We start from the raw sequence: 21,951 nt of genomic DNA, 5'->3' as shown, positions 1-21,951 counted from the left end.
CTATGCTCTTGCAACTCCCTTCGTAGAAGTCGTTTCCATGCAATCAGCTCCCTACCTATTTCGTCACGCACCCGCCGCTATGGCCAGCTACCGCAGCTTGCTAGCGCCGGTTCGCCGGGTTTTCTGGCGGGTGTCGGTTCTGATTGCCCTGGTCATACCTGCCTGGGCAGAGCCCTTGCTAATCACCGGTCCTCACGGCGAATTCAGCTTCAACCAGGAAGACATTCTGGCGCTGTCGGATCAGGAAGTGGTTACCGAAACCCCCTGGACGGATGGCAGCCTGACCTTTCGCGGAGCGCCGCTGGCCGCAGTACTGGCTGAAGCGGGGATCGAGCAGGGCTGGGTGAATGCCCGGGGGCTGAACAATTACTCCATCAACCTGCCGGTTGATCAGGTACTGGCGGCACACGCCTTTCTGGCTGTACACATGAACGGCGAACTGATGCGCATTAAGGATAAAGGCCCCTTCTGGATCGTCTTTCCCTGGAGTGAACACCCCGATCTGCTAACGCGCGATGTCCGTGCCTGGTCGGTCTGGCAATTGCAAGCGCTAAGCGTGCTGGACTGAGGCATGTTAAACCGCATTGGGTTCATCACCGCCTGGGTGGTGTCGTTCGTGGTCATGCTGATCTGGCTCGGCATGCTGATCGTGCGTGTCTCGGGCGAGATCAGTGTGTATCGCGACCAACTGCGCGACGACCGTGTCTGGCACATCACCCAGTTGCAGTTGGAAATGGAGCGGCTGCGCGGCTCGCTGGCGCTTTACCTGGAAAACCCCTCCGGCCAGTACCAGGAAGAAGCCTCGATTTCGGCTGAAATTTTATGGAGTCGCGCAGCGTTACTGACCCAAGGCGAAACCGGTGATTTCGCACGCACCTACGACACTCAGGTTTACAACCAGGTCAACAGCATTCTCAACCGCTTGCGTGCCGACGAAGCCCTGATCTATGAGATGTCGACTGACTATGCACGCCGGTTGCTGCCGGTACTCCAAACCTGGATAGAGTCTTTCCGGTACCGCATTTCCCGGCTGACTGAAAACGCCATGTCCCAGGCCGATGCCCGCGGAGAACGAGTGCAACAGGCTTACCAGCAAATCCGCACGGTACTGCTCACACTGGGTGCTCTCGGGGCTGGCTTGCTGGTCGTCTTACTGTGGGCCTTCAACCGCAACCGCAATTTGCGTTTGGCGGCCGAAAAGGCAAACCGCGTTCAGTCTCACTTTCTGGCCAATATGAGCCACGAAATTCGCACCCCGCTTAACGGCATTATCGGCACCATTCAATTACTCTCCGAATCGCCCGACCCGGAAGAACACAAGTCACTGATCGGTACGCTGGAGCAGTCGTCAGAGGCACTGTTATCCCAAATTAACGATGTGCTCGATTACAGCCGGCTCGATTCCGGGCACCAGCACCCCGACAACCAGCCGTTCGATCTGATCGAACTGATTGAGTCGTCTACCCGGGTGTTTTATGCCCAGGCGCGCGCCAAGGGCATTGCTCTGAATTTCGTACCACCGCCTCAGGCGTCGGCCTGGGTCAATTCCGACGATGCCAAGATCCGCCAGATACTGCTGAACCTGGTCGGCAATGCCATTAAATTCACCGGGCACGGCACGGTGGAAGTCAGTATGGACCTGACGGATAATGACGTCGATTATGCGGTTTGCCTGCGCGTGAGGGATACTGGCATTGGTATCTCCCGGTCGAAACAATTGCTGTTATTTCAGCCGTTTCATCAGGCCGATGCCTCGACCAGCCGCCGCTATGGCGGTACCGGGCTCGGGCTGGCGATCAGCCAACAACTGGCCCAACTGCTGGGCGGACGCATTGAACTCGACAGCCAGTTTGGACGTGGCAGTGAATTCCGCCTGGTGCTGACGCTGCCCAAAATTGACCCGCCCGCGGCTCGTTTAAACCCCAAACCAGAGTCTGAATGCCCGCACCCGGCAGTGACTGGTTCGGTGCTTGTGGCAGAAGACAACCCGGTCAACCAGACCATTGCCCGGCGCATGCTGGAGAAGGCCGGCGCGACCGTGACGCTGGTCAGCGACGGCCATCAGGTGTTGGAGCGCTGTGCCCGGGAGCGCTTTGACCTGATCTTGATGGACGTGCAAATGCCGGGCCTCGACGGGCTTGACGCCACCCGGCAACTGATCGCCCGGGGCGACCCGCCCCCCATTGTTGCACTCACCGCCAATGCCACCACAGAAAGCCATCACAGCTGCCTGGAAGCAGGCATGTCGGATTTTATCACCAAGCCGTTTCGCTACCAGCAATTGCAACAAATGCTACAGCGCTATTTAGCCGTTAAACCGGGCCCCGTTAACGGCGATCTAGACGCTGACGGAACTCGCTCATAATCGTGTCGTACAACCCGTCTCCGGACCAGGCGTCCTCCACACCGCTGTCGATCGAGGGATTGTCGTTTACTTCAATGATGTAAACGTCGTCGCCACGTTGCTTCAGGTCGACGCCATACAAGCCATCGCCAAAGGCACTGGCAACATCCAGCGCTGCCTTCAACACCACACGCGGCGCTTCGTGCGTTGGCACGGTTTCAAAGCCACCGCTTTGCTGGCTGGGCTTGGCCGAATGGTTGTAGATCTGCCAGTGCCCCTTGGCCATGAAGTAGCGGCAGGCGTAGATGGCCCGACCGTTGAGCACGCCAATGCGCCAGTCGTAATCGGTCGGCACGTAAGCCTGGGCCAGAATGATGGCGCTTTGCTTGAGCAGCTCATCGACTGTCTTCTTCAGGCTCGCCAGATCCGTCACCTTGACCACGCCTTTCGAGAAGGACCCATCCGGAATCTTGATCACCATCGGAAAGCCCAGTGAGGCCTCCAGATCCGCCAGCACGCTGTGTTGCGTGGACGTAATGGCCCGGCTGTTCGGTGCTGGCAAATGCCGGGTGCGGATCAGGTCGGCCAGGTAGATCTTGTTGGTACAGCGTAAGATGCTGTCCGGATCGTCCATCACCACCATGCCTTCGTGGGCCGCCTTGCGCGAAAAGCGATAGGTATGGTGGTTCACATTGGTGGTTTCACGAATGAACAGGGCGTCGTATTCGGCCAGACGGTAGTAATCCGACGGCTGAATAAAATCGACGTCCATGCCCTGGCGGTGCGCGGCCCGTTCAAACTTTTTCAGAGCACCCTTGTCGCTAGGCGGCGTGGTTTCCTTGTCGTTGATCAGAATCGCCAGGTCGTAGCGGTAGCGACGCTGGGCGCGAGGTGCGCGCCAGACTTTCCTGGAAAACCGCTCCAAACTTTCGGCAAACACACCCTCTTCCGGCTCGGACAGCGAGTGCAGACCCAATGCCTTGATCGACGCCAGTTGCCAGTTGGTTTTCTTGTGTACCGTCACGCTCAAAATGGGTACCGGAAACCGTTCGAACAATTGCCGCGAAGCCTCTGCAAGGCCCGGGAACTCACACTGCCCGAAATAGATGTTCCAGCGCCAGCGGGTCTCTTCACCGGCCAGGGTATTCAACGGCTTTTGAATGCTGTGATCCAGCACACCGTAAACGGCCGGCTGCGCCAGGTCGGTCAGCGTTTTGACCGACGGAATCACCTTGTGGCCACGCGCTTCGGCCAGCAGCGAAACATAATAGCCCCGGCTCTGGTACTGATAGTTGCGACACAGGTTGATGATGCGGTGTGGCGTCAGCGGTGATTCATCGATGTAACGCTGCGCCGAAGTGACGTCGTCTGAAGGGTAGTAGGCTTTCCAGTCCGAATCACGGTCGATAACCAGTTTTAACGTAGTCACTAGGGTCCTTTTTGCATTCCAGGCTGCGGGCTAAACCGGGTGACCATCACACCGATTCCGCAGGCGTTGAAAGTGTGCGCTACACGGTTGAAAACGCAAGATGGCCGGATGCGATATTTATGGAAATCCACCCTCTGCTGACCGCTTTTTTAACCTAGTCTATACAGGTTCATTCATCCAACCGCCAGGAACTGCCTTTATGCAAATTCGGCTTGCCCGCCCAGCCGATCTCGGTGCCCTTGTTTCGCTCGAAAACCAATGCTTCGATTACGACCAGATCAGCCGCCGCAGCTTCCAGCGCTTTCTGCGCCAGCCGCAGGACAGGTTTCTAGTTGCCGAAAGTGACACCGGCAATTTGCTGGGTTACGGCCTGCTGCTGCACCGGCGTGGCACGGTGCTGGCGCGCATCTATTCTCTGGCCGTCTCGCCCGAGGCGCGCGGCATGGGGCTGGGCAAACGGCTGCTGCAGGCGCTGGAAACAGAAGCTATCGATACCCAGTGCCGCTTCGTTCGCCTGGAGGTTCGTGACGGCAACGACGCAGCACTGGCCTTGTACAAGGCCCAAGGCTACAAGATCCTGCATAAACGCATCGGCTACTACGTCGACGGCGGTGATGCCTTCGTTCTGGAAAAACGCCTGCACAGCCAGCTGCCACAGCACCCATTACGGCCTTACTACCCTCAGTCGACCCCTTTTACCTGCGGCCCGGCGGCGCTGATGATGGCGCTGAATCACCTCGACCCGGCGCAACCGATGACCCGGGCCCAGGAAATCCAGCTCTGGCGCGAAGCGACGACCGTGTACATGACCACCGGCCTCGGCGGCACCTCGCCACTGGGTCTGGCGCTCTCAGCGCACCGGCGTGGGTTTGAAGCCGAAGTCTGGGCCAGCCATCTTGAACCACCCTTTGTGGACAGCGTACGCGTCGAACACAAGCGCCAGGTTATGATCGAGGTACACAACCAATTCATGGAGGAAGCCCAGGCACGGGGTGTCGGCCTGCACCAGCGTGTATTGATGGCCAGTGAAATTGCCGAACTGCGCCAGGCAGGCTGGCAAATACTGGTACTGATCAGCACCTGGCGGCTCAACCGCAATAAGGCGCCGCACTGGGTCTGGTGGGTCGGTGAAGATGACCACCACGCCTACCTGAACGATCCGGAAATCGACGAAGACGAAGACCAGTCCGCCACCGATAACCAGTTCATGCCGGTGCCACTGGAAGCCATGGATGCCATGACCCGCTATGGCAAGCAACGTTTTCGGGCGGCCGTGCTGGTGCGAAAAAACACTGAGCAGTAGCGCGACACTGCCCGCAATGCGAGCCTGCCTCGTGCTGTTCGCTAACATCTGAACCACCCATAACCAATCCGAAGGTATCATCCGGCCCTGAACACTCGCCTTTAAGAACACGACTCTGTTCTTTTAAGTCGTCACCCTTCATATTCATTCACTATTGATATACTTTAGGTGCTATCTACCGTTGATAACGAGCCTAACCGTGTCTAAACCCACCCAAAACGATAACCAGCTCGGTGAAACTCTAACCTCACTGGCCAGCAGAACCAGTGATTTCGGATTTTGTATCCAGCCAGGTCAGGTTTTTACTCAACCGGTAAAAGCCAAACCGAGGAGCCATGACGATGGCATTCTGAATGGTCCCCTGATGGGCGGGCTTGGCAACCCCATGTTCAGTCGCAGTCTCAACGGGCATTTTGACCGATGGCAACTGGAGCCAGGCGCTCATTTGCATGAGGCGCTGGATCCGGCGTTCCTGGCTGTGCGCTGGATTGAAAACGGGCGTTCGCATCTGCGCAAGCTGCGAGTTGGCCCGGGTGAGCAGGAACTGGACGAAACCCAGCGCCGGTATCAGGCGTTATTCCCAATGAGCTTTGAGCACTGGCACTCTGAGCACTTGCCCGCCGACATTCGGGTAACAGTGATGTCACCCCAGTTACCGGATGACAGCAGTGGCAGCGCCTTGCCCGTAACACTGATGCGCGTTGACCTGACACACTGGAAAACGGAAGTCGAGTCTATTTCGGTGGCGTTATTCTGGCCCAATCTGATGGGCTGGTCGGTCATGCCGTTAACCACTGCACAGCGCAGTGGCCAGCACTGGCCCAATCAGACCCATGCCGGACAAATCAACGAGCTGGTGCACCATGACCCGCAGCGCTGTCACGTTGTCCATCGACGCCAGGCCATCGACTCGACCATGGCCAGTGGCGAAGTGGGGTTGAGTGCGCAGTCCGATACCGGACGACTCAGCGTTCACCTGACGGTTAAAGCCAACCAGAACGAAACCGGAACGCCCTACGCCGAGCAGCCCTACACACTGGCATGGCTTGAACATCAGTGGTTGGAAGCGGGGTATTTTAATGACGACACCACTCAATGGACGGCCCACTGGCACGAACCCCTGCTCAGTGCCCTGTCCGCTGAGTTCACGGCACCCGGAAGTGTGACGTTCGCCCTATCCTTCGATTGGCCCGAAGTCCGGTTTGGCCAGGGCCGTCGCTGGTGGCGCGCCTACACGGATGCATTTGGACGTGACGGCCATCAGAGCGCAGCCATTGCCGAGGAGGCGTTTACGCACTTGCCTGCCTGGCTTCGCTCAATTGACGATTGGCAACGCGAGACGCTGGCTGACATTCAGTCAACCAAAAACGAATGGACCAACCGGACAGCCGGCGCCATCCTGAACGAAAACTGGTCGATTGCTGCCGGTGCAGCCGCCTGGGTTCATGAGCCGGTCAGGCCTCTCACGGCCGGGCAACAACCGTTTCGCAATCACAGCCATTTTGGTTGGCTGGAAGGCTTCGATTCAGGCTATTTTTATTACAACACGCTCGACCTCTATGTCTACGCCTTCCCTGCACTGAGTAAACTGTGGCCAGACCTTGCTCAATCCATCTTCGATGACTACCTGGACACCGCCACATTGCAACAGAACCAACATCGCCCAATCTACCGCACCGGCGCAATCGCACCCATGCTGGTTGCCGGCAAACTACCGCATGATCTGGGTTCGCCAGCTGAAGACCCCTGGGTTGCACTCAATGGCTATGTGATGCGCGATGACCCCAATGTCTGGAAAGACCACAACCCATCCTTTATCGTCAGTTACTATCTGCATCGCCAACTAGTGGGTAAAACCATTGAGCCTACCGACCTCCAAACGCTCGATGGACTCGCCGACTTCATCAAAAAACAGCTCGACCCTGATATCGCACTACCCGTGCATCAGGAATTTGGCGACAGCACCTGGGACAATCTCGATATGCGAGGCCTTTCGGCCTACACCAGTTCCTGGGTCATCGCCGCCTGGGCGACAATGGCCAGGCTCTGGGAAAGCCAGGGAGCGCCGGACAAAGCGGCCACCTATTCCGCCTTACTGGGCAAAGCCCAGGCCGGGTTCGAACAACTCTGGGCAGGCCGTTTCTATCGCACCAACAGTGAAGGAAAATACAGTAACGCAACCCAATGTGATGCGCTGATCGGTGTGTTCTATGCCCGACTCGCCGGGCTGGGTGACCTGTTACCGGTCGCCAATATCCGGCGACATCTGGAAACCGTTTGGGAAAACAACGTTGAGGCATTCCACCATGGCAGATTCGGCCCTCTGCTGGTCGCTGAGCCCGGACAACATCGCTATGGCGGGGATGGAGGCGAGGAACTGCAAGTCAATGAGGTGCTGGTCGGCTCTGCCTGGGTATTTGTTGCCATGCTGGCGGAGTATGGTCTCAAAGAAAAAGCCCGGTTTCTGGCCGACCAGATGGCGAATTTCCAATACGGTCAATCCGGTTTGCAATTCAGAACGCCGGCCGCCTGGGACGGTGACGGACAATTTCGTGCACCGCTGAACATGAGGCCGCTGTCGATTGCCTGGTTAGCCTGCGCTGGACGCAGACCTTACAGCGAATAACCTAACAAACGCTTACTTCTGGTTCTCCAGCCAGGCATGTAAGGCACTTCGGTAGCGGTCGCCCTGTTCATCGGCCAGACGGTTGGCGGTGCGGGCGGGCTCATAGGCCGCGTCAAAATCCTGCTGACGCATCAGCGCCCAGGCCAGATTGTGGTGCGCAGCCGCGCTATCGACATTAAGCGTGAGCGCTTGCTGGTAAGCGTGCTGAGCGTCTTCAAACTTCTGCTGACGATAACGAACATTGCCCAGGCCCATCCAGGCGATCAATTGATCTGGCCAACGCTCGCTAGCCGCCTGGTATGCCAGTGCGGCCGCCTCAAACTGCCCGGCCTGCTCCAGCCCGGCGGTGGCTTCCAGATAAGGGGTCGGTTCTGCATTGCGCGGAAACTTACCCGGCCGGTGCATGGTCATCGCCCAGTAGTCGCCACCACGCCATTCCAGTTCGAAGCGTTTGAAATCGCGCTCCAACCCAGCTGTAGTACCGGAATGCAAAACCATGGTTTCTTCGTTAAGGTCATAGCCAATGACAACGGCATAATGCCAGACCGGATAAAAACCAAATCCGAGGTTCTGAAACACGAGGACGGGGTGCCCTGCGTCCAGTTGCTCAAGCAACGTAGAAAAGCGGGTATCGTGCACATAGGGGAGTAACCCCTGACGACGGGTCGCCGCCTGCATTTCGGCCTTCAAACTGCCCTGACGGGATTCAATAAAAACCTGATCCACCAGCTCACTGGGCTGTACCGATTTACCCTGATGGCTCATCAACATCGCCAGGCTGGCCGGTCCGCATTGGTAAGCTTCCTGAGGGAAGAAGGGGATTTCGTGCAGAAGCACCTGATCGGTCAGGCCGGTAACAGCAGGCTCGGCTGATAACTGCTCATACTGCAGCGTGCCGGTGGCGCACCCGGTTAAAAAGCTGGCCGCTATTACCAGCGACCAGCCTGCTTGCCGCAATGACACGTCTTAGCGCAGTAGAATAATCAGTATGATAATCAGCAGGATCAGCGTGACAGACCCGCCAGCAGGTTCATCATCAATGTGTTGGGACAGTTGCAGCAATTCAGCCTCGGTCAGTGCGGCAACACGCTCCGAAGCCTGTTCGGGCGAAATGCCGTAGTCAATCAGCTTCTGCTGCACATCCCCACGGGCGATGAGGGACTGCAGTTCATCACGGGTAACGGTGCCGCTTTGTTCCTGCAACAGGGCTTCAGTACCCACAATGTCGGCCACGGCCAACTGTGACCCCAAACTGCCCACCACCAGCGTAGTGATCACAGAAACAACGGTAACCAGGCGAGATGCTCTTCTGAACGTCATGAAGACCCCTTAATATTGATGTGTATACGTGACTCTAGCAGGTTGTAACCTGGCCTTCCTGATTTTTTCACCGATTTGCGGCCCCGGTCACTCGTCGACTTGCTCCTGTTTCTCGGCGGAGTTGGTCAGAGGCTCCCTACGCATAACGCTCAAAAGCTTCATCCCGGGTCAGGTTTTCGGTCTGCTCAGCAAACGAGTAGCACTCGGGCTTCTGATCAATAAAAAGCTGTCGTTTGAAGGCCCAGTTGGCCTCAGCCGAAAACAACCCCAGCGGAATGGCGTAATCACCCTGTCCTTTCAGGCGGTAAAACAAATGCGTACCGCACTCACGACAGAACCCCCGCTCAGCCCACTGAGATGACGCATAAACGGCCACAGATTCCTCACCCTCAATGATCACGGAGCCGCCGCAATCCACCGATAAGAAGGGTCCGCCGCCCCAGTTCTGACATTGGGTACAGTGACAAGCCACCAGGTGCAGTTTATCGGGCGTTGCATTGATTCGAACCTTGCCGCAAAGGCAGGCACCCGCCTGTTTGTTGGCTGACATGATTGCTCTCCCACTTTCATCGTTACGGTTTGGCACTGTATTACGTCTCGGCTCATTTCCACACCGCGCTCCTCGGTTGAAAACACATTTCAACCGCAGCCCTTTTCCAGTCCCTTGGTGACTCACCTCAGCCTTAATTCGACTACAGGCACCTCCAATCTTTGACTTTACTATACTCCATTGGCTATTTCCGTAAATAAGCATGCGCTTGAATCGGATGGCAACAACTGCAGCAAGACTATGACGCGCACCTCGCAGAACAGGTCACTTGAAGCCACAGACTATGACAGGCGCGGCAAACAATAACTGCCATAGGAATCAGCCATTAACCGTATTAGCCACGACACGTTAGATTCGCCATAGCAGCAACGTGGTCACGATAAACCCGAACACTAAAATAAGTCGGTGAAACGTTTTCAGAACCGTTTTTGGCTTTACTTTCCCCTCTGCAACACCAGAATGCCCGCCACTCCATACAAAGATAAACTCTTCACCAAATTTTTTACGAAGCTCGGCGAGGCATTTCTGGCGTTCATTGATTGACTCGGAGAACCCGTTAATGAGCCAAATACCGATGACCATGACGACCAGAGTCAAGATGTTTAACAGCACAGTCTCCAAGACTGAAATGTTTTTAATCAGTGTTTTTGAGGACACAATAGTGGCATAGATCACCGCTCCATAATTTGTGATCGCCCATTGCTGTGATTTGAACTCTGCTATCCTCGTGCCCGTAAATTCGTAGAGCATGATCAGCTCCTGATTATCCTCATTCATAGCACCCCCTCATACTATCTCGATCTGCGATACACCAACACATTCCTATCAGGCCTACTCATGTACACTGCTGGTTGCTTATCACACGGAGCGATAATGGTATCCCGCCACCATTACTGCCTGAACTGCGCCCCCAGAATATCCAGGGTTATCTCGCCAAAACGCTGGAGCATCAGCATTTCAGCCTCATTCATAACATCCTTCAATGCGACATTTACCGCATGCTCTATTGGGCACTGAGTGTGTTCGTCGGTTAGGCCAATGGTGAATATCGAATTGTCGCCCAGCGCTCTGTGAATATCCAACAAGGTGAGTTCACTGAGGGGCTTCGCTAACGACCAGCCACCACTGTGCCCCTTAACGGACTGCACATAACCCTGGTCGCGCAACAACGCCATGGTGCGGCGTACCACCACCGGGTTAGTACTGAGCATCTCGGCCAGCACATCTGAAGTAACGGGGGAATCAAAGGCATCCAGATGCACCAGCACGTGCAATACCCGGGATAATCGGCTGTCTTTTCTCATAATACACCTATTCAACGAACCACTATCCTATCATGGAACTTTTTATGTTACATGTATTGCGCTTGCGCATTCCATGATGTAACAATATGAGTTACATGATGTAGATGAGGAATCGCTATGAACGTTGATGTGGTCATAATCGGGGGAAGTTTCGCGGGTTTGGCTGCCGCCATGCAACTGGTGCGCGCACGCAAAACGGTGCTTGTGATTGACGCCAACTCACCGCGCAACCGCTATGCGGACGCCTCCCACGGTATCTTTTGCCTCGATGGCAAAACACCCGCCGAGATTCGCGCTACGGCGATGGCCCAGTTACGCGCTTATCCAACCTTTGAATTAATGGAAGACAGCGCGAACGCAGTAGAAGCAACCGGCGATGGCTTCAAGGCAACGACTGAGGGTGGCCACAGCCTAGCGGCGAAGCGCGTAATTCTCGCCATGGGCATCACCGATAAACTGCCCGACATCCCCGGGGTTCAGGAACGCTGGGGCAAAACCGTGATTCATTGCCCCTACTGCCACGGCTACGAACTCAGCGATCGTGCCCTCGGCGTACTGGCCACCAGCGAGATGTCATTTCACCAGGCCGCCATGATTCCCGACTGGGGCGCAACCACGCTCTTTACTCAGGGTCAGTTCAAGCCAGAAGGCGAAACGCTTAAGCACCTGCTGACACGCGGCGTTACCCTCGAACACTCACCGGTTGTCGAGGTTCTGGGCGACGGTGTGGAAGTGGAAGGAGTGCGGTTGGCGAATGGCCGTACAGCCCTCATTCAAGGCTTGTATGTAGGCCCGAGAATTACTCTGACCTCGCCGTTGATCGAACGACTGAAACTGGAGATAGAGGAAACACCCCTGGGGCCTATCGTTAAAGTGGATGGGATGAAAGAAAGTTCAGTTAAAGGCATTTACGTAGCGGGCGATCTATCCAACCCCATGCAAAACGGCACCTTCGCCATCGCATCGGGCACCATGGCAGGCGTGGCGGTTCACCGGTCGCTGATATTTGACGCCTAACAGAATCAACATCAGTTCTTTACTGAGTCCGGGGATTACTGCCAATGAATACTCACCTCAATTTTGTGCAATACCCTGACCCACCGCCATAGCAGACTGCAGCCATTGCCAACCAGGAGAACAGCAATGAGCCTTTCCACGATTCTGCCAATGTCAGCGTTTGCGCTGGCCGCCTCAATTTCACCGGGGCCGGTAAATCTAGTGTGTCTCACCAGCGGCACCCGCTACCCGCTCAGACGGGGGCTGGTGTTCGTCACCGGTGCCAGTCTGGGGTTTATTGCCCTGTTTATCGCCGTCGGGCTGGGGCTCTATTCTATGCTGGCGGTCGTTCCGGGGTTGCAGGAAGCGCTGCGCTGGGCCGGTATCGCTTTTCTGCTCTATTTGAGTATTCGGCTGTTTCGGGACGATGGTCGGTTGCCGGAAGGGGGTAATAGTGAAGCGCCCGGCTTTATGACAGGCGCGCTGATGCAGTGGCTGAACCCCAAGGCCTGGCTGGCTTCGGCTTCGGGTATCGGGGCTTACACCAGCGGGGATAATCTGCAGCAGATCATTCTGTTCGCCCTGCTATATCTTCCGATCTGCTGGTTGTCGCTGGGGAGCTGGGTTTACGCTGGGGCGTTTCTGCGCCGTTACGTTCATCGCCCGGGAGTGCTGATCGCGATCAACCGAACTCTGGCGGTATTACTCGCTGCCAGCTGCGTCTACCTGCTGGTTGAGTGATGACTGGCGATACTGTTTCGGGGTGGCGGCTACAAGACGTTTGAAGGTGCGCTGGAAGTGCGGCTGATCGTTAAAACCGGCATTCAGCGCTGCCTCGGCGATGGGTGTTCCATCTTTCAGTTCGCGTTGGCCCAGTTGGATCCGACGATTGATCAGATACGCATGGGGCGTTAGCCCAAAATGCTGTTTGAAGGCACGAATGAGATGGCCAGGGCTGTAGCCTGATCGGTCACACAGGTCATCGAGCGAAATCTCTTCCACCGCGTGACCGTCCAGATAGGTGGCCAATTCCCGCAGGATGACAGGTGTTTTTGATAGGGGTCGGGCTGACTGGCCGGCAAGCTCGTGCATCAGTGCAGAGAGGTACTCGACCACTTCCGTCTGTTTATCCAGCAGGGTTCGCTCCGGGTCCAGCAAGCAATTGGCCATGCGGCAATAGCCTTCATACCAGACGGCGTCCACGATAACCGGGGTGCGAATGTCTTGCCAACATGGCATTTCGAGCAACCCTGCTGCGTATCGCAAATGTGTAAGCCAGTCGGCATCGACATACAGCATCAGGTAGGCCCAGGGCCGATCTTCGATGGGATTGCAGGCGTGCACCCACTCCGGGTTCATCAGCACCAGATTCCCGGCATGGATGTGGTAACGATCATCGCGGTAGTGAAACGTGCTCTCACCCGCGGTGATGGCACCCAGAGACCAGTGGGTATGACTGTGCGGCGCGTAACACACCTTGCGGCCATCATCGACTTTGCGCAATTCCACGTGGGGCATGCGCGAATCTCGCCAGAACAGAGGTTGGTTTGGATGTGTCATGGCCTGATTTACTCTGAGTTAATGGCCGAGAATGTAGTCGGCTTGCTTCACGACAATAGCAACTCTGTTCCAGAACGGGCAAGCAGACCCTCGGATAAACGACCTAAGACTCGTCATTTAAATGCAGCCTGAGCGGTTTCGTATGCTCCCGAACGATAATGGCCTTGGCTTCAAGGTCCAGCTGCACGCCCTTCAGCCACCAACCCGCTTTGTCGCCACCCGGGAACAGGTCTTCGGGTAGCAGCGGCAACAGTTGTTCCTTGAGCTCGGCAACGGTCAACCCAGGTTCAGTGTTTGGCATCACCGCCAGCAGCGCTGTCTTCATCGCCTCATATTTGCGTTTATCCACCCGCACAACGTGACCGGGGCTGTTGATGTTTTCCATTGCTACCTTTTCGGGACCGCTGACCATCTGATGCTCTCCGTCGTGTGAGTTACTAACAGGCACGCAGAACCATAGCTTACTTTTGTCGCTGCCCTGAATAGTCGAACAACCGCTCTTGAATTCGACACCCATGACAGATATTTATAAAGCAGCCTCTGAAACACCTTCGATTCATTTTTCAGTTACCCTGAGCCTTCTTCCTTTTAGCCACAGGAGCCCTGCATGATCACCGGCATTAACCACGTAACTCTGGCCGTCAGCGACCTTGAACGGTCATTCGATTTTTACGTAACGGTCGTGGGGTTAAAACCGGTCGCGAAGTGGACCAGAGGCGCTTACCTTGAAGCGGGTAACGACTGGATCTGCCTGTCGCTCGACACCCAAACCCAGCCCGGCCCACGCCCTGACTATACGCACCTGGCCTTCTCAGTTGACCCCAAGGCGTTTGAAACGCGTGCTGACGCCATTTGCCAGCACAAAGCCACGGTCTGGAAAGACAACAAAAGCGAAGGCGAGTCGCTCTATTTTCTGGACCCGGACGGGCACAAGCTGGAGATACACAGTGGCGATCTGGCCAGTCGCCTGGCGGCATTGAACGCGCATCCGTACGATGGGCTGGAGCTGTTTGCTCCGGAAGAAGGCGATTGAATGACGAACCACCCCAGGGTTTCCACCGGCCTACACCCGCTCGACCGTCTGCTCGATGACCTGCGCATTGGCGACAACGTCGTCTGGCGAGTCAGCGACCTCGATGACTACCGGCGCTTGACCACACTTTTTGCCAAAGCCGCGGTCACACAACACCGTGACCTCATCTACGTGCGTTTTGGGCAACAGGCGCCACTGCTTGAAGCCGGGCCTGGTGTCCGGGTGGTGTCGGTCGAGGCGAAAGGCGGCTTCGAGTCGTTCACCCAGCGTGTCTGGCAGTTGATTACCGATTACGGCCCCGGCGCCTTTTACGTGTTCGACAGTCTCTCGGAACTGCTCGATGCCTGGGCCACCGACACCATGGTCGGCCATTTTTTTCAAGTGGTGTGCCCCTACCTTTATGAACTGGACACCGTCGCCTATTTCGCCCTGAATTCCCGGCGCCACTCGCGTGCCACGGTGGCGCGCATTCGCCAGACAACCCAGGTACTGGTCGATATCCATCATCACGAGTCATCCCGCCAACTTCAGCCGGTAAAAGTCTGGAAACGTCACCGCCCGACCCTGTTTCTGCCACACCTCTGGCACCAAGACGATCGCTTCGAACCGGTGCGAGACAGCGCCACGGCCACCGCCTTGCAAGCAGCCATCGCTCAACAAAACACTGCCGACAGCCACCGCCTTACACTCGATTACTGGGACACACTCTTTGTTCAGGCCGAGCAACGCCTGGCCGAAGCGGGCGAAGACGACGCCCTCAAAGAGCGGATTCTGACCGTGCTGATCGCGCGCCAGCCACGCATGCTGTCGCTGGCGCGAGCCTACCTGTCTCTGGCCGATCTGGTCGGCCTTCGTCAGCGGTTGATCGGCAGCGGTTATATTGGCGGCAAGGCCGTGGGCATGGTGCTCGCCCGGGCGATTCTGGCTCGCGATGAGCCCGAGTTAACCGCAAACAGCCTCGACCCACACGATTCCTGGCACCTGGGCGCCGATGCGTTTTACTCGTTTCTGGTGCACAACGACTGCTGGCGGCACATCATGCAGAAGCGAACCGCCACGGGTGTCTACCGTGACGCACCGGCCTTGCGTAACGCCATACTAAAGGGCACTTTCCCGACGGAAATTCGCCAGGGGCTGGAACGCCTGCTCGACTACTATGGTCAATACCCGATCATGGTTCGCTCCAGCAGCGTGCTGGAAGACGGTTTTGGCAACGCCTTTGCTGGCAAATACGAGAGCGTGTTTCTGGTTAACCAGGGCAGCCCGGACGAACGGCTGGCGGCGCTCGAACAGGCAATTCTCACCGTCTATGCGTCAGCTTTCAATCATGACGCCCTGCACTACCGGGAACAACGGGGGCTGCTCGGCCAGGAAGAATCCATGGCCTTGTTGATTCAACGCGTCAATGGCTGCTACCACGCATCCTATTACCTGCCCGATGCTGCCGGAGTCGCGGTATCCCGTAACGCCTACGTCTGGGATGAAAGTATGGACCCGGGCGCCGGCATGGTTCGCCTGGTGATGGGGTTGGGCACCCGGGCGGTGGATCGCATCAGCGGTGATCACGCCGCCATGATCGCCCTGGATCAACCGAGCAAGCAGCCTTACCGGAACCAGGAAGAACGCTACCGGCATTCACAACATCAGGTGGATGTACTGGATATCACCGGCACTGGACTGACCACCGTGCCATTGCAACGCCTTGCGGCGGAGGCGACCGACCTGCCGTTTGATCACCTGGCTGAAGTCGACCGGGATGCCAGCCAACGCGCCCGGGAACTGAACCTGACCAGCCCGATCTGGCGACTGACGTTTCAGGCCTTGCTGAACCAGACAGCCTTCGTTACCCAACTGCAACGCTGTCTGCAGCGGCTGGAACAGGCTTATGGCCAACCGGTGGATACCGAATTCACGCTGAGGCTCGACGATCAGGGTACGCCCCATATCAACCTGGTGCAGTGCCGCCCACTCGGGACTCTGGGGGCAGAGCGCGCGGTAGAGTTCCCCCAGTCAGTTCCGGATGAACGGGTGCTATTTCAGACCCAAGGGCAGGTTATGGGCGGCACCATGGACTGGACCTTCAACCGCGTTCTCTGGGTAGACGCAGAAGCCTACGCACCGCTCTCTCAATCGCAAAAGCAGTCGGTTGCCCGACTGATCGGAGACTGGAACCGGCACCTTGAACCCGACGACCGGGTGCTGCTGATCGGCCCCGGCCGCTGGGGGGCCAGCAGCCCGGAACTGGGCGTGCCCGTGCGGTTCTCGGATATCCACCGGGTGACGGTTCTGGTCGAGGTGGCCGACCTTGGGCGTGGACTGGTGCCCGAGCTGTCTTATGGCTCGCACTTCTTTATGGATCTGGTGGAAAACCAGACGGGCTACGTCGCGCTTTTCCCGCACGGGTCAGACCAGCGGGTTCAACTGGATCTGCTAACAGAACTCCCCGGCCTGGCCCACCCGGAAGACAGCGAGGCGGGCCGGGATGAAGCCGTCGCGCGCTGCGTTAAGGTCATAGACGCAGGCGCATCGCCGCTGCGCCTGGTGTCGGATGTCGTCACTCAACGCTGCCTGTGCTGGTGGCCGACATGACGGGTTAAACCAGACCCATCGCATCCATGGCACGGGCGACTTTCAGGAAGCCGGCGATGTTGGCGCCGGCCACGTAGTTACCGGGCGAGCCAAACTCATCGGCGGTCTCATAGGCCGACTTGTGAATATCGACCATGATCTGGTGCAAGCGGGACTCCGTGTGCTCGAAGGTCCAGCAGTCGCGGCTCGCGTTCTGCTGCATTTCCAGCGCGCTGGTGGCAACCCCACCCGCATTGGCCGCCTTGCCGGGTCCAAAGGCAATGCCTGCCTCTGCAAAGATGCGCGCCGCTTCCGGTGTGGTAGGCATATTCGCGCCTTCGGCGACGACCACCACGCCGTTTTCGACCAGTGTCTTGGCATCTTTCCCGTTCAACTCATTCTGGGTCGCACAGGGCAAGGCAACGTCGCACGCAACGCTCCAGATATCCCCGTTCTCACTGTATTTGGCGCTGGTGCGGGTTTCGGTATAGGCACTCAGACGGCGACGCTCCACTTCCTTCAACTGCTTAACCAGATCGAGGTCAATGCCTTCTTCGTCGACGACAACGCCACTGGAATCGGAACAAGCAATCACTTTGGCACCCAGCTGCGTGGCTTTTTCGATGGCGTAAATGGCCACGTTGCCCGAACCGGAGACCACGACAGTCTTGCCATCCAGACTGTCTTTTTTGGCCTTCAGCATTTCATCGACGAAGTAAACCAGGCCATACCCGGTCGCTTCATTGCGCGCCAGAATGCCGCCCCAATCGAGCCCTTTTCCGGTCAGCACGCCGGATTCATAGCGGTTGGTAATGCGTTTGTACTGGCCGAACAGGTAGCCGATTTCGCGTTTGCCAACGCCGATATCACCGGCGGGCACATCGGTATTTTCACCCAGATGGCGGTACAACTCGGTCATCAGACTCTGGCAAAAGCGCATGACTTCATCGTCCGACTTGCCTTTAGGGTCAAAATCGCTGCCGCCTTTACCACCGCCGATGGGCATATTGGACAGTGCATTCTTAAAGATCTGCTCGAACCCCAGAAACTTGATGATGCCGAGGTACACCGAGGGGTGAAACCGCATGCCGCCCTTGTAAGGCCCCAGCGCCGAGTTGAACTCCACCCGAAACGCCCGGTTAATGTGAAATTCGCCGTTATCGTCCTGCCAGGGCACTCGAAAAATGATCTGCCGTTCCGGCTCACAGATGCGCTGAATGACCTTACGGTCGACAAACTCCGGGTACTTGCTCATCACCGGCCCCAGCGTTTCCAGAACCTCCTGAACCGCTTGATGAAACTCTTCTTCGCCCGGGTTGCGGTGCAGTACATCCCGGTAGATCAAATCCAGTTTTTCGTCCAAACGAGCAGACATCAAGACTCTCCAGCTAGGTGTTGGTTTCTGTTCGGCACCCTGAGTGCCGTTGAGAATAGGGTGAATCGACAGGGCATTGCACCACAGGGGTGATTCAAAGCGCAATTGACCCGGGCGGCAAAGCAGCCCGAACGCAGTATCCCGCACAATGCTTTCTCTCCACCTCCATCACGTACGTCGCTTGAGCGTGAACGGAGCACCCGTACGTCGCCATTGAATCACAATCTGCAACACCCTCTTGGCAAAGATGACCTTGATCACAGCACTGGCTGCGCCTAGCGTAATCCCCCTTCACAATAATGCGGGTATCGGCATGCAGTTTGAACACCTCACCGTCACGGCGGCCAAAGGGCCTGCCTTGCACCTGACCGACTGGAGGCTGGAACCCGGCGAGCGCTGGGTAGTGCTGGGTGGCAATGGCAGCGGCAAGAGTACGCTGGCGCGATTGCTGTGTGATGACCTGCAGCCAGCGGCAGGAACGTTAATAGATCGGCCGAAGCGAGTGCATTGGCTATCGCTGGAAAACCAGCAGGCGTTGTACGAACGAGAGCTTTACCGGGATGAGAACGACCTGACCGATCACATTGATCCCGGTACCCCGGTGCGTGCTCTGATGGAGGAAATCGCCCCCTGGTCGGCCCGACACGATGAACTGGTGAACAGCCTGGGCATGAGCGGTTTGCTGGATCGCGGTTACCGCTTGCTCAGTTCCGGTGAAGGTCGCAAAGTCATGCTGGCCCGGGCTGTGCTGGAGCAGCCGGATTTACTGCTGCTCGATGAACCCTATGAAGGGCTCGACCCGAAGGCGAGACACGATCTTGAACGGGCACTCGGACTGCTCGCCGAACAGGGCCAGTGGTTGATGCTGCTGATCAACCAGCGCCAGGACATTCCCGCTTGGGCCAGCCATCTGGCCTTGCTGGATCGCGGTAGGCTGGTGCTGAACGGTGTTGCCGATGAGGTTCAGGCCCACCCGGACTGGCAGGCCGCCCTCGCCTTCACCCGCGCCGATGTGCTTACCCTGCCACCGCGTCAGTCAGACTTTCAACTGCCCGACTGGCCCGCCGATCAGCCGCTGGTCGATTTACAGAACGGCAAGGTGGAATACGCCACCGGCGTTCAGTTCGAGGGCCTGAACTGGCAACTGATGCCGGGCGAGCACACCCAGATCATCGGTCCCAATGGCTGTGGCAAGTCGACGCTGCTGAGCCTGGTCAGTGGCGACCACCCGCAGTGTTACGCCAACCACCTGACCGTTTTCGGCTATCGCCGTGGCCGCGGTGAAACCATCTGGGACATCAAAAAACACCTGGGGCTGGTATCCGGCGCCTTGCACCGGGATTACCGCGTTGCGGGCAATGTGATTACGGCCGTGGTCTCCGGCCTGACCGATTCGATCGGGGTCTACACCAACACCGGTGCCGAAGAAGCCCACCTGGCCCACCAGTGGCTTGAACTGCTGGGGCTGGATCACCGCGCTGGCGATGCCTTTCGCAGCCTCTCGACCGGCGAGCAACGCCTCGTGCTGATCGCCCGGGCATTGATCAAACAGCCACCTTTACTGATTCTCGACGAGCCGACCCAGGGCCTGGACGACGTTAATCGCTTTCGGGTGCTGGCCGCCATGGAGCGCATCCTGGATACTGGCCCGACCACATTGCTGTTTGTCAGCCACCGCGAGGATGAACACCCGGCGCTGATCAAAACCCGGCTCATTTTCGAGCCCAATGAGCCCCTCACGCCGAGCGTGAGCGATGCGCCCAAAGACCCATCAGCAAGAACGAACTCCGGCTGGACAATCAACAGAGTAACAACATTAGGGTAATGACCAGACCCGTAGGATCTTTCTCAAAAAATCGCGCCCGCACAGAATCAAGCGCTGCGGGCGCAAACATCCGCGCTCATAAAAGGTTAAGTGGCACGGGTGATATCTGATTGGCCAGTGCGCTCAAACAACGTCGTATTCGGAAAGTACCGCCATAAGAAGAATAACGCCAAACCGAAGGTCAGCCATTCGGCCAAGGGGATGGCAACGATAAACGGCTGTTCTGGCAGCAGCACGAAGAAGCTGACCAATAGCACTGCTGGCAAAATCAGGCCTCTGCTCATGGCAATCAGTGCTGACGCCACCGGCAAATGCAGTGCGGTGAGATAAGAGGTGACGATCATCGTCAAACCGTTCACCAGAAACACCGGCCAAATCCAGCTCACTAATTCGACAGCCAGTGCGATGACGCTGGATTCATCTTCCTGCAAAAACACCGTCACCAGTTGTTCGGTAAAACCGACCAGCAAACCGACAAAAATCAAGGCAATCAGCATGGCATTCGCCGCACTTACTAACAGAAAGCGTCGAATTCGCTCCAGTGAGCGGGCTCCGAAGTTCTGGCTTACGAATACGCCACCGGCATCGCCAATGGAAAACACCATCATCATGCCGATCACCAGCAGATAGTTCAGGACGGTGAACGCCGCGACGCCTTCGATACCGTAGCGCAATACGAACAGCCAGTTGAGCACCAGCGCAATGATGGAGCCCGATACTTCGTTCACAAACTCCGACAAACCGTTGAAAGCAGACTGAAACAGCTCTTGCCAGCCTTTTTGTTGCCATTTGAAGTACAGGTGTCGTTTGCGAAACAGGAAATAACTGCACAACACCAATAAGGGTATGGTTTGCGAAATACCGGTAGCCCAGGCCGCGCCAGCAATACCCTGGTTCAAGTAGGCAATGAACAGATAGTCCAAACCGATGTTGATGGCAGAGCCGATGGCGAGCGCAACGGCAGCCAGAGCCGGGTAGCCGTCGAGGCGGACAAAAAAGTAAAGGGTGACGGTTAACAGTTGCGCCCAAACAAAGCCCATGGTGATGCGAAAATAGGTTTGCATCAGTGGCAGAACTTCGTCGGTGGCGCCCAAGCCACGCAGCAACGTCGTTTCAAACACCAGCGCTAACGCGGTCACTGTCGCTGCCAGAGCGACGACGGCCATCAGCGTTTTGGAAAAAATACCGCTGGCCGCGGCATAGTCGCCTTCGCCGATGTACTTGCCGGCACGCACAGCGCCGCCCATGGCGAGCATGAAGACGAGGCCGAACAGAATGCCGAAGAAGGGTATGATGAGATTAACCGCGGCCAATGCGGTGGCGCCAACGTAGTTGCCGATAAAAAGACCGTCAACAATATTGGCAGTCGATAGCGCCAACAGGCCCAACATGGAAGGTATCCACAGCCGGTAGAAGGTGGGTAAGACAGCGCTGGTCAGGGCATGGTTGGTGCGGGTCATGGGAAAGCGTGCTCATCGAACAGATAAAGGCCAGCGATGTTATCACGCAAGACTCCCGCTGAATCGTGACAAAGGTAACCGAGTGCAGACATTACATTGGTATTGACTGGCACCGGGCCACTACCGACTGCCAACGGATATGCTGTGTGGGGACAAAGTCTCCTCCAGACCGAAGCTTCTGTTATCGCAGCAATGTCGCTAAAGTGGCAACGCGACGCCATGCCGTCCAGCAGGCGCAGTCGTTGTTAGCCTCGCAAT

Annotated in this window: 19 protein-coding genes; 9 read left to right on the top strand and 10 right to left on the bottom strand. The window is 57.0% G+C overall.

Features of this window, described 5'->3' with window-relative positions:
- Positions 1-37 precede the first annotated feature (37 nt).
- On the top strand, positions 38-568 hold the full coding sequence (locus EP166_RS17500; RefSeq protein WP_127559458.1) for a putative pterin-binding protein: 531 nt from the start codon (positions 38-40) through the stop codon (positions 566-568).
- Between the two features lie 3 nt (positions 569-571).
- Positions 572-2,365, top strand: a complete 1,794-nt coding sequence (locus tag EP166_RS17495; protein ID WP_127559457.1) for a response regulator — start codon at positions 572-574, stop codon at positions 2,363-2,365.
- Here the strand turns inward: EP166_RS17495 and EP166_RS17490 are convergent.
- Positions 2,328-3,773 (bottom strand): RimK family protein, encoded by a 1,446-nt coding sequence (locus EP166_RS17490; protein WP_127559455.1) that lies wholly within the window; start codon positions 3,771-3,773, stop codon positions 2,328-2,330. The genes EP166_RS17495 and EP166_RS17490 overlap by 38 nt on opposite strands.
- Positions 3,774-3,972: 199 nt before the next feature.
- Here EP166_RS17490 and EP166_RS17485 point away from each other — a divergent pair, with 199 nt between their 5' ends.
- Both EP166_RS17485 and EP166_RS17480 read left to right on the top strand, forming a co-directional pair.
- Positions 3,973-5,076: a GNAT family N-acetyltransferase/peptidase C39 family protein gene (locus EP166_RS17485; protein WP_164744002.1), complete on the top strand. Its 1,104-nt coding sequence runs from the start codon at positions 3,973-3,975 to the stop codon at positions 5,074-5,076.
- Between the two features lie 199 nt (positions 5,077-5,275).
- A complete protein-coding gene (locus tag EP166_RS17480; protein ID WP_127559451.1) occupies positions 5,276-7,702 on the top strand; it encodes a GH116 family glycosyl hydrolase in 2,427 nt (808 codons plus the stop codon).
- Positions 7,703-7,714: 12 nt separating this feature from the next.
- Here the strand turns inward: EP166_RS17480 and EP166_RS17475 are convergent, their stop codons facing one another.
- From EP166_RS17475 to EP166_RS17455, 5 genes are all read right to left on the bottom strand, one after another.
- Entirely contained in the window at positions 7,715-8,659 is a 945-nt protein-coding gene (locus EP166_RS17475; RefSeq protein ID WP_164744001.1) for a PA2778 family cysteine peptidase, read from the bottom strand.
- 9 nt (positions 8,660-8,668) lie between these two features.
- Positions 8,669-9,022, bottom strand: coding sequence for a PA2779 family protein (locus EP166_RS17470; protein WP_127559446.1), 354 nt, complete (start codon positions 9,020-9,022; stop codon positions 8,669-8,671).
- A 136-nt stretch (positions 9,023-9,158) separates the two neighbouring features.
- Positions 9,159-9,572 (bottom strand): GFA family protein, encoded by a 414-nt coding sequence (locus EP166_RS17465; protein ID WP_127559444.1) that lies wholly within the window; start codon positions 9,570-9,572, stop codon positions 9,159-9,161.
- 348 nt (positions 9,573-9,920) lie between these two features.
- Positions 9,921-10,349: a hypothetical protein gene (locus EP166_RS17460; protein ID WP_127559442.1), complete on the bottom strand. Its 429-nt coding sequence runs from the start codon at positions 10,347-10,349 to the stop codon at positions 9,921-9,923.
- 113 nt (positions 10,350-10,462) lie between these two features.
- Positions 10,463-10,876 carry an Rrf2 family transcriptional regulator gene (locus EP166_RS17455; RefSeq protein ID WP_127559441.1) on the bottom strand — a complete coding sequence of 138 codons (414 nt, stop codon included), beginning with the start codon at positions 10,874-10,876 and terminating at the stop codon, positions 10,463-10,465.
- A gap of 117 nt (positions 10,877-10,993) precedes the next feature.
- On the opposite strand from EP166_RS17455, the gene EP166_RS17450 reads away from it, so the two are divergent.
- Both EP166_RS17450 and EP166_RS17445 read left to right on the top strand, forming a co-directional pair.
- Positions 10,994-11,893, top strand: a complete 900-nt coding sequence (locus tag EP166_RS17450; protein ID WP_127559439.1) for an NAD(P)/FAD-dependent oxidoreductase — start codon at positions 10,994-10,996, stop codon at positions 11,891-11,893.
- Between the two features lie 126 nt (positions 11,894-12,019).
- Positions 12,020-12,613: a LysE family translocator gene (locus EP166_RS17445; protein WP_127559437.1), complete on the top strand. Its 594-nt coding sequence runs from the start codon at positions 12,020-12,022 to the stop codon at positions 12,611-12,613.
- On the opposite strand, the gene EP166_RS17440 is transcribed toward EP166_RS17445, so the two are convergent.
- Entirely contained in the window at positions 12,575-13,432 is an 858-nt protein-coding gene (locus EP166_RS17440) for an AraC family transcriptional regulator (protein WP_127559435.1), read from the bottom strand. The two genes, EP166_RS17445 and EP166_RS17440, sit on opposite strands and share 39 nt — an antisense overlap.
- A 103-nt stretch (positions 13,433-13,535) precedes the next feature.
- A complete protein-coding gene (locus EP166_RS17435; protein ID WP_220432619.1) occupies positions 13,536-13,949 on the bottom strand; it encodes a DUF6958 family protein in 414 nt (137 codons plus the stop codon).
- 90 nt (positions 13,950-14,039) lie between these two features.
- On the opposite strand from EP166_RS17435, the gene fos reads away from it, so the two are divergent.
- Both fos and EP166_RS17425 read left to right on the top strand, forming a co-directional pair.
- A complete protein-coding gene (gene fos / locus EP166_RS17430) occupies positions 14,040-14,465 on the top strand; it encodes a fosfomycin resistance glutathione transferase (RefSeq protein WP_127559433.1) in 426 nt (141 codons plus the stop codon).
- Positions 14,466-17,054 carry a PEP/pyruvate-binding domain-containing protein gene (locus EP166_RS17425; RefSeq protein WP_127559431.1) on the top strand — a complete coding sequence of 863 codons (2,589 nt, stop codon included), beginning with the start codon at positions 14,466-14,468 and terminating at the stop codon, positions 17,052-17,054. It abuts the gene before it with no gap.
- 4 nt (positions 17,055-17,058) lie between these two features.
- Here the strand turns inward: EP166_RS17425 and gdhA are convergent, their stop codons facing one another.
- Positions 17,059-18,408 carry an NADP-specific glutamate dehydrogenase gene (gdhA, locus tag EP166_RS17420; RefSeq protein WP_127559429.1) on the bottom strand — a complete coding sequence of 450 codons (1,350 nt, stop codon included), beginning with the start codon at positions 18,406-18,408 and terminating at the stop codon, positions 17,059-17,061.
- 313 nt (positions 18,409-18,721) lie between these two features.
- Between gdhA and EP166_RS17415 the strand changes: the two genes are divergently transcribed.
- A complete protein-coding gene (locus tag EP166_RS17415; protein ID WP_164744000.1) occupies positions 18,722-20,233 on the top strand; it encodes an ATP-binding cassette domain-containing protein in 1,512 nt (503 codons plus the stop codon).
- 86 nt (positions 20,234-20,319) lie between these two features.
- Here the strand turns inward: EP166_RS17415 and EP166_RS17410 are convergent, their stop codons facing one another.
- A complete protein-coding gene (locus tag EP166_RS17410) occupies positions 20,320-21,693 on the bottom strand; it encodes an MATE family efflux transporter (protein WP_127559426.1) in 1,374 nt (457 codons plus the stop codon).
- Positions 21,694-21,951: the final 258 nt, after the last annotated feature.

It is taken from the genome of Saccharospirillum alexandrii (assembly GCF_004000275.1).
GTDB classification, from domain to species: Bacteria; Pseudomonadota; Gammaproteobacteria; order Pseudomonadales; family Natronospirillaceae; genus Saccharospirillum; species Saccharospirillum alexandrii.
The sequence above is the reverse complement of the archived record's forward strand: the minus strand, read 5'-3'. Positions and strand labels throughout refer to the sequence as shown.

Bases quoted from the DNA above. Each gene is read 5' to 3' on its own strand.
- EP166_RS17470 (WP_127559446.1), bottom strand. From the start codon at position 9,022: ATGACGTTCAGAAGAGCATCTCGCCTGGTTACCGTTGTTTCTGTGATC.
- EP166_RS17410 (WP_127559426.1), bottom strand. From the start codon at position 21,693: ATGACCCGCACCAACCATGCCCTGACCAGCGCTGTCTTACCCACCTTC.
- EP166_RS17450 (WP_127559439.1), top strand. From the start codon at position 10,994: ATGAACGTTGATGTGGTCATAATCGGGGGAAGTTTCGCGGGTTTGGCT.
- EP166_RS17460 (WP_127559442.1), bottom strand. From the start codon at position 10,349: ATGAATGAGGATAATCAGGAGCTGATCATGCTCTACGAATTTACGGGC.
- EP166_RS17500 (WP_127559458.1), top strand. From the start codon at position 38: ATGCAATCAGCTCCCTACCTATTTCGTCACGCACCCGCCGCTATGGCC.
- gdhA (WP_127559429.1), bottom strand. From the start codon at position 18,408: ATGTCTGCTCGTTTGGACGAAAAACTGGATTTGATCTACCGGGATGTA.
- EP166_RS17440 (WP_127559435.1), bottom strand. From the start codon at position 13,432: ATGACACATCCAAACCAACCTCTGTTCTGGCGAGATTCGCGCATGCCC.
- EP166_RS17455 (WP_127559441.1), bottom strand. From the start codon at position 10,876: ATGAGAAAAGACAGCCGATTATCCCGGGTATTGCACGTGCTGGTGCAT.
- EP166_RS17435 (WP_220432619.1), bottom strand. From the start codon at position 13,949: ATGGGTGTCGAATTCAAGAGCGGTTGTTCGACTATTCAGGGCAGCGAC.
- fos (WP_127559433.1), top strand. From the start codon at position 14,040: ATGATCACCGGCATTAACCACGTAACTCTGGCCGTCAGCGACCTTGAA.
- EP166_RS17485 (WP_164744002.1), top strand. From the start codon at position 3,973: ATGCAAATTCGGCTTGCCCGCCCAGCCGATCTCGGTGCCCTTGTTTCG.
- EP166_RS17445 (WP_127559437.1), top strand. From the start codon at position 12,020: ATGAGCCTTTCCACGATTCTGCCAATGTCAGCGTTTGCGCTGGCCGCC.
- EP166_RS17425 (WP_127559431.1), top strand. From the start codon at position 14,466: ATGACGAACCACCCCAGGGTTTCCACCGGCCTACACCCGCTCGACCGT.
- EP166_RS17495 (WP_127559457.1), top strand. From the start codon at position 572: ATGTTAAACCGCATTGGGTTCATCACCGCCTGGGTGGTGTCGTTCGTG.
- EP166_RS17465 (WP_127559444.1), bottom strand. From the start codon at position 9,572: ATGTCAGCCAACAAACAGGCGGGTGCCTGCCTTTGCGGCAAGGTTCGA.
- EP166_RS17415 (WP_164744000.1), top strand. From the start codon at position 18,722: ATGCAGTTTGAACACCTCACCGTCACGGCGGCCAAAGGGCCTGCCTTG.